Source organism: Streptococcus sp. 27098_8_70, from assembly GCF_041432215.1.
GTDB lineage: Bacteria > Bacillota > Bacilli > Lactobacillales > Streptococcaceae > Streptococcus > Streptococcus oralis_CP.
In genome coordinates, this window is sequence record NZ_JAPVZD010000006.1 from 49,951 (window position 1) to 56,099 (window position 6,149).

Genomic DNA, 6,149 nt, shown 5'->3' on the forward strand with positions numbered 1-6,149 from the left:
TTGATTCCTTACGAATAGATAAGTAGGAGGAAGAAAATATGTATAATAAAGTTATTCTTATTGGACGTTTAACGTCTACACCAGAATTGCACAAAACAAACAATGACAAGTCAGTGGCGCGAGCAACTATCGCTGTGAACCGTCGTTACAAAGACCAAAACGGGGAACGTGAAGCTGACTTTGTCAATTTGGTTCTTTGGGGGAAATTGGCTGAAACCTTGGCAAGCTACGCAACTAAAGGTAGTCTTATCTCTGTGGATGGAGAACTTCGTACCCGTCGCTTTGAGAAAAAGGGCCAGATGAACTATGTGACTGAAGTCCTTGCCACAGGATTCCAACTTTTGGAAAGCCGCGCCCAACGGGCTATGCGTGAAAATAACGCAGGACAGGATTTGGCAGATTTGGTCTTGGAAGAGGAAGAATTGCCATTTTAATACTCTTCGAAAATCTCTTCAAACCACGTCAGCTGGTATAGGTAACTGACTTCGTCAGTCTTATCTACAACCTCAAAACACTGTTTTGAGCAATCTACGGCTAGCTTCTTAGTTTGATCTTGGTATAAACATTGAGAAGTCTGAGTTGGTCTCAGGCTTTTTTATATTGAGAAAGTCAGACTTTTTTCTTGACTATTTTTGACCAAGTGATACAATAGAACTATGGTTTAGCACTCATATACAAAGAGTGCTAACAATATGATTATATTATGGAGGAAGACAAATGTTGAAACCATTAGGCGACCGTGTGGTCTTAAAAATTGAAGAAAAAGAACAAACTGTTGGGGGATTTGTCCTCGCAAAATCAGCCCAAGAAGAAACGAAAACAGCTACTGTAGTGGCTACTGGACAGGGTGTTCGTACCTTGAGCGGTGAGTTAGTCGCTCCAAGTGTAAAAGCTGGAGATCATGTTTTAGTTGAAGCTCATGCAGGTATTGATGTTAAAGATGGGGATGAAAAATACCTCATCGTGGGTGAAGCTAGTATCTTGGCAATCGTTGAAGAATAGAAGGAGAAAGTAAGTATGGCAAAAGACATTAAATTTTCATCAGACGCTCGTTCAGCTATGGTCCGTGGTGTCGATATCCTTGCAGATACTGTTAAAGTAACCTTGGGACCAAAAGGTCGTAATGTTGTATTGGAAAAATCATTTGGTTCACCATTGATTACCAATGACGGTGTTACTATTGCCAAAGAAATCGAGTTGGAAGACCATTTTGAAAATATGGGTGCCAAATTGGTATCAGAAGTAGCTTCAAAAACCAATGATATCGCTGGTGATGGGACAACTACTGCAACAGTATTGACTCAGGCTATCGTTCGTGAAGGAATCAAAAACGTTACTGCTGGCGCAAATCCAATTGGTATTCGTCGTGGGATTGAAACTGCGGTCGCTGCAGCCGTTGAAGCCTTGAAGAACAATGCCATTCCTGTTGCTAACAAAGAAGCGATTGCGCAGGTTGCCGCCGTTTCATCTCGTTCTGAAAAAGTTGGTGAATATATCTCTGAAGCCATGGAAAAAGTTGGTAAAGATGGGGTTATCACCATTGAAGAGTCTCGTGGAATGGAAACCGAGCTTGAAGTGGTTGAGGGAATGCAGTTTGACCGTGGTTACCTCTCACAATACATGGTTACTGATAATGAAAAAATGGTTGCAGACCTTGAAAATCCATACATTTTAATCACTGACAAGAAGATTTCAAATATCCAAGAAATCTTGCCACTTTTAGAAAGTATTCTTCAAAGCAGCCGTCCGCTCTTGATTATTGCAGATGATGTTGATGGTGAAGCTCTGCCAACCCTTGTTTTGAACAAGATTCGTGGAACTTTCAACGTCGTTGCTGTTAAGGCTCCTGGTTTCGGTGACCGTCGTAAAGCGATGTTGGAAGATATTGCGATTTTGACAGGTGGAACTGTTATTACCGAAGACCTTGGTCTTGAGTTGAAAGATGCTACCATCGAAGCTTTAGGTCAAGCAGCTAAAGTGTCTGTTGATAAAGATAGCACAGTTATTGTAGAAGGTGCAGGAAATCCTGAAGCAATTGCTAACCGTGTGGCTGTCATCAAATCTCAAATTGAAACAACAACTTCAGAATTCGACCGTGAAAAACTCCAAGAACGCTTGGCTAAATTGTCAGGTGGGGTAGCAGTTATCAAGGTCGGTGCTGCAACTGAAACTGAGTTGAAAGAGATGAAACTCCGTATTGAAGATGCCCTTAATGCGACTCGTGCAGCCGTTGAAGAAGGTATCGTTGCGGGAGGTGGTACTGCCCTCGTTAATGTCATCTCAGCCGTTGAAACTTTGGAATTGACAGGAGATGGAGCGACAGGGCGCAACATTGTGCTTCGTGCCTTAGAAGAGCCGGTTCGTCAAATTGCCTACAATGCAGGTTATGAAGGTTCAATCGTTATTGACCGTTTGAAGAATGCTGAGCTTGGCACAGGCTTCAATGCAGCGACTGGCGAGTGGGTCAACATGATTGAAGAGGGAATCATCGACCCAGTTAAAGTGAGCCGTTCAGCCCTTCAAAATGCAGCCTCTGTAGCTAGCTTGATTTTAACAACAGAAGCAGTCGTAGCCAATAAACCAGAACCAGTAGCCCCAGCTCCAGCAATGGATCCAAGCATGATGGGCGGGATGATGTAAAAGCAACTTATAAAAAACACAAAAGGAGGGAACATAATCCCTCCTTTTAAGGTTTTCTCTTCTAAATAGATTTGAGCTCTCCTAACTTATATGATAAAATAAAACTAGAAAAAGGAGAAGAACATGATCGATGTAGAAGAAATTCTGAGCAAGATGAATCCCAATCAGAAGATTAATTATGACCGTGTTATGCAAAAAATGGTACAGATTTGGGAGAAAAATGAGCAACGTCCCACTATTCTCATGCATGTTTGCTGTGCTCCTTGTAGTACCTACACCCTAGAATACCTGACAAAATACGCTGATGTGACCATCTATTTTGCCAATTCCAATATCCATCCCAAGGCAGAATACCACAAGCGAGCTTACGTCACCAAGAAATTTGTTAATGATTTCAATGAGCGAACAGGAAATACGGTTCAGTATTTAGAAGCGCCTTATGAACCCAATGAATACCGGAAGTTAGTCAGAGGACTGGAAGAAGAACCTGAAGGTGGTGACCGTTGCAAGGTTTGTTTTGACTACCGTCTGGACAAAACAGCACAGGTAGCTATGGACTTGGGCTTTGACTATTTTGGTTCAGCTTTGACCATCAGTCCTCATAAGAATTCTCAAACCATCAACAGCATCGGAATCGATGTGCAAAAGATTTACACCACCCACTATCTTCCAAGTGATTTCAAGAAAAATCAAGGCTACAAGCGCTCGGTGGAGATGTGCGAGGAGTATGATATCTATCGTCAATGTTATTGTGGATGCGTCTATGCAGCTCAAGCTCAGAACATTGATCTTGTTCAGGTTAAGAAGGATGCTACGGCTTTCTTGTTGGATAAGGATGTTGAAAAAGACTATTCCCACATCAAGTTTACTGTTACTAAATTAGATATATAGAAACCAACCCAGTTGTAAAGCTGGGTTTTTCAAATAAAAAAACCAGGGCTCTCACCCCGGATTGACAACTTTACCGATTCTTTAGTTCTATGTAGCGTTTGTACCAAATGTTGACATAGGCCTCTGAGAAAGGACCGCGTCCATTGTTGATCCAATAAACAAGGATTTTAACATGCTCTTTCAAAATATAGTCTAAATCATCAGAATACTTCATTTTACGTTTATGGCGCTCATACTCTTCAACGTCCAAGAGACGCTTTTCACCATCAGTGAAGACCTTGACATCCAAATCATAATCAATGTATTTCAGGGCTTCCTCATCTAGATAGTAGGGGCTAGCCATATTGCAATAGTAGGAAATCCCATTATCGCGAATCATAGCAATGATATTAAACCAATATTTTTTGTGAAAGTAAACAATAGCCGGTTCTCGAGTCACCCAACGACGACCGTCACTTTCGGTAACAAGTGTGTGGTCGTTGACGCCGATAATGGCGTTCTCTGTTGTTTTTAGTACCATGGTGTCTCGCCAAGTACGGTGAAGACTCCCATCATGCTTATAACTTTGAATTGTAATAAAGTCGCCTTCTTTTGGAAGTTTCATAACTAACCAACTTTCTACAATTTATAAGTTTATCGTTTACTATTATATCATAAATCGGTCTAATTTTTTTGAATTTTACACGAAAATATTAAAGATATTCTCTGAGAGCGATGGCTATATCCGAAAAATCATAGCCTTTTCGAGCTAAAACTTGGGTTAAACGTTGTTTAAGTTCGTATCCTTTATACTTTCGAGCATACTTAGCATATTGTTTGTCTAGCTCTTTAAAAATGAGTTCTTGAGTCGTTTCTTGGTCGACTTGACTGTCCAAGTCATCAAAGGCACTTTTAGCATCAGAATAGGAGAAGCCTTTGTTCGTCAAGTTTTGGATAATCTTATCTTGCAAGGCACGAGAGGGAAGCTTTCCATTGTATTTTTTAAGCAGTTTTTCTGCAACACGTTGAGCAATCTCTGAAAAATCAAAATCCTTTAAAACCTCTTCAATAGTTGATTTGGCAATCCCTTTTTGAGACAGTTTTTGAGCTAGCACATAGGGTCCCTTATCTCCAGAAAGTTGATTGGCATTGATGATGGAATAAGCATACTGATGGTCATTAATCCAGTTATCTTCTTTTAGGTTAGCGATAACTTGACTAGTGATTTTTTCATCAAGATCATACTTTTTCAGATACTCACGAACTTCCTTTTCGGTTCGAGCTTTAAATGATAGATGGTAGAGGGCGAGATTCTTACCATAAGAAAACTGAGCAAAGCCCTGTATCTCGATTAATTCTTCCTTGCTGATCACCTTATCTTTAGACAACATAAAACGGACAATGGTATCTTCCGTGATATAAGAGGTTTGCTGTCCATCTAACTCCATCAAGTAGAGACGTTTTTTCTTTTCAAGTTTTGTGATTTTCATAGTTCTATTATACCCTAAAATGTGATAAGATAGGGGTATGAATCTGAAAGTCAAACAAAAAATACCTTTAAAAATCAAGCGGATGGGTATCAATGGTGAGGGAATCGGTTTCTACCAGAAAACCCTCGTTTTTGTGCCAGGCGCCCTCAAAGGAGAAGATATCTATTGTCAGATTACTTCTGTTAAACGTAACTTTGTTGAAGCCAAATTACTAAAGGTTAATAAGAAGTCTAAATTTCGAGTCGTACCAGCTTGTACGATTTATAATGAATGTGGTGGTTGCCAAATCATGCACCTCCACTACGATAAACAGTTAGAGTTCAAAACGGATTTGCTCCACCAAGCCCTGAAAAAATTTGCTCCTGCAGGATATGAAAACTATGAAATCCGTCCAACTATCGGAATGCAGGAACCAAAGTACTACCGTGCTAAGCTTCAATTTCAGACTCGAAAATTTAAAAATCAGGTCAAAGCAGGTTTGTATGCGCAAAACTCTCATTATCTCGTAGAGTTAAAAGACTGCTTGGTGCAAGATAAAGAAACCCAAGTGATTGCTAACCGCCTAGCTGAACTTCTTACTTACCACCAAATTCCAATTACAGATGAGAGAAAAACGCTCGGCGTTCGCACCATCATGGTACGTCGAGCAAGAAAAACAGGACAAGTCCAGATAATCATCGTCACAAATCGTCAGCTTAATTTAACCCAGCTAGTAAAAGACTTAGTTAAAGATTTTCCAGAAGTCGTCACGGTTGCTGTCAATACAAATACAGCAAAAACAAGTGAAATCTATGGTGAAAAGACGGAAATTATTTGGGGTCAAGAGAGTATTCAAGAAGGAGTACTGGACTATGAGTTTTCTCTCTCCCCTCGAGCGTTCTATCAGCTTAATCCTGAGCAGACAGAAATTCTCTATAGTGAAGCAGTTAAGGCACTGGAGGTTGGCGAAGAAGATCATCTGATTGATGCCTATTGCGGTGTTGGGACAATCGGATTTGCCTTCGCAAATAAGGTCAAGAGTCTCAGAGGAATGGACATTATTCCGGAAGCCATAGAAGATGCCAAGAGAAATGCTCAGAGAATGGGGTTTGACAATACCCATTACGAAGCGGGAACAGCAGAAGAGATTATTCCACGCTGGTATCAAGA

General features: G+C 40.5%; 7 protein-coding genes. 5 read left to right on the forward strand and 2 right to left on the reverse strand.

The annotated features are described in order from the left end of the window. Positions 1-38 precede the first annotated feature (38 nt). From O3655_RS08890 to O3655_RS08905, 4 genes are all read left to right on the forward strand, one after another. A complete protein-coding gene (locus O3655_RS08890) occupies positions 39-434 on the forward strand; it encodes a single-stranded DNA-binding protein (protein ID WP_042902056.1) in 396 nt (131 codons plus the stop codon). Between the two features lie 283 nt (positions 435-717). Further along, complete coding sequence (gene groES / locus O3655_RS08895) at positions 718-1,002, forward strand: co-chaperone GroES (protein WP_042902057.1); 285 nt, start codon at positions 718-720, stop codon at positions 1,000-1,002. Between the two features lie 15 nt (positions 1,003-1,017). Then, positions 1,018-2,640 (forward strand): chaperonin GroEL, encoded by a 1,623-nt coding sequence (gene groL / locus O3655_RS08900; RefSeq protein WP_308697429.1) that lies wholly within the window; start codon positions 1,018-1,020, stop codon positions 2,638-2,640. Positions 2,641-2,763: 123 nt separating this feature from the next. Then, positions 2,764-3,531, forward strand: a complete 768-nt coding sequence (locus O3655_RS08905; protein ID WP_084921629.1) for an epoxyqueuosine reductase QueH — start codon at positions 2,764-2,766, stop codon at positions 3,529-3,531. A 70-nt stretch (positions 3,532-3,601) separates the two neighbouring features. Here O3655_RS08905 and O3655_RS08910 read toward each other — a convergent pair whose 3' ends face one another. Both O3655_RS08910 and recX read right to left on the reverse strand, forming a co-directional pair. Then, positions 3,602-4,135 carry a DUF402 domain-containing protein gene (locus O3655_RS08910; protein WP_070696466.1) on the reverse strand — a complete coding sequence of 178 codons (534 nt, stop codon included), beginning with the start codon at positions 4,133-4,135 and terminating at the stop codon, positions 3,602-3,604. An 88-nt stretch (positions 4,136-4,223) separates the two neighbouring features. Beyond that, positions 4,224-5,000, reverse strand: coding sequence for a recombination regulator RecX (gene recX / locus O3655_RS08915; protein ID WP_308697430.1), 777 nt, complete (start codon positions 4,998-5,000; stop codon positions 4,224-4,226). Positions 5,001-5,037: 37 nt separating this feature from the next. Here recX and rlmD point away from each other — a divergent pair. Beyond that, positions 5,038-6,149 (forward strand): 23S rRNA (uracil(1939)-C(5))-methyltransferase RlmD (rlmD, locus tag O3655_RS08920; protein WP_371641306.1); only part of this gene is annotated, 1,112 nt, incomplete at its 3' end.

What these genes read in the sequence shown, in the direction of transcription:
- O3655_RS08905 (WP_084921629.1), top strand. Translation starts at nt 2,764, where the DNA reads ATGATCGATGTAGAAGAAATTCTGAGCAAGATGAATCCCAATCAGAAG.
- recX (WP_308697430.1), bottom strand. Translation starts at nt 5,000, where the DNA reads ATGAAAATCACAAAACTTGAAAAGAAAAAACGTCTCTACTTGATGGAG.
- groES (WP_042902057.1), top strand. Translation starts at nt 718, where the DNA reads ATGTTGAAACCATTAGGCGACCGTGTGGTCTTAAAAATTGAAGAAAAA.
- O3655_RS08890 (WP_042902056.1), top strand. Translation starts at nt 39, where the DNA reads ATGTATAATAAAGTTATTCTTATTGGACGTTTAACGTCTACACCAGAA.
- groL (WP_308697429.1), top strand. Translation starts at nt 1,018, where the DNA reads ATGGCAAAAGACATTAAATTTTCATCAGACGCTCGTTCAGCTATGGTC.
- O3655_RS08910 (WP_070696466.1), bottom strand. Translation starts at nt 4,135, where the DNA reads ATGAAACTTCCAAAAGAAGGCGACTTTATTACAATTCAAAGTTATAAG.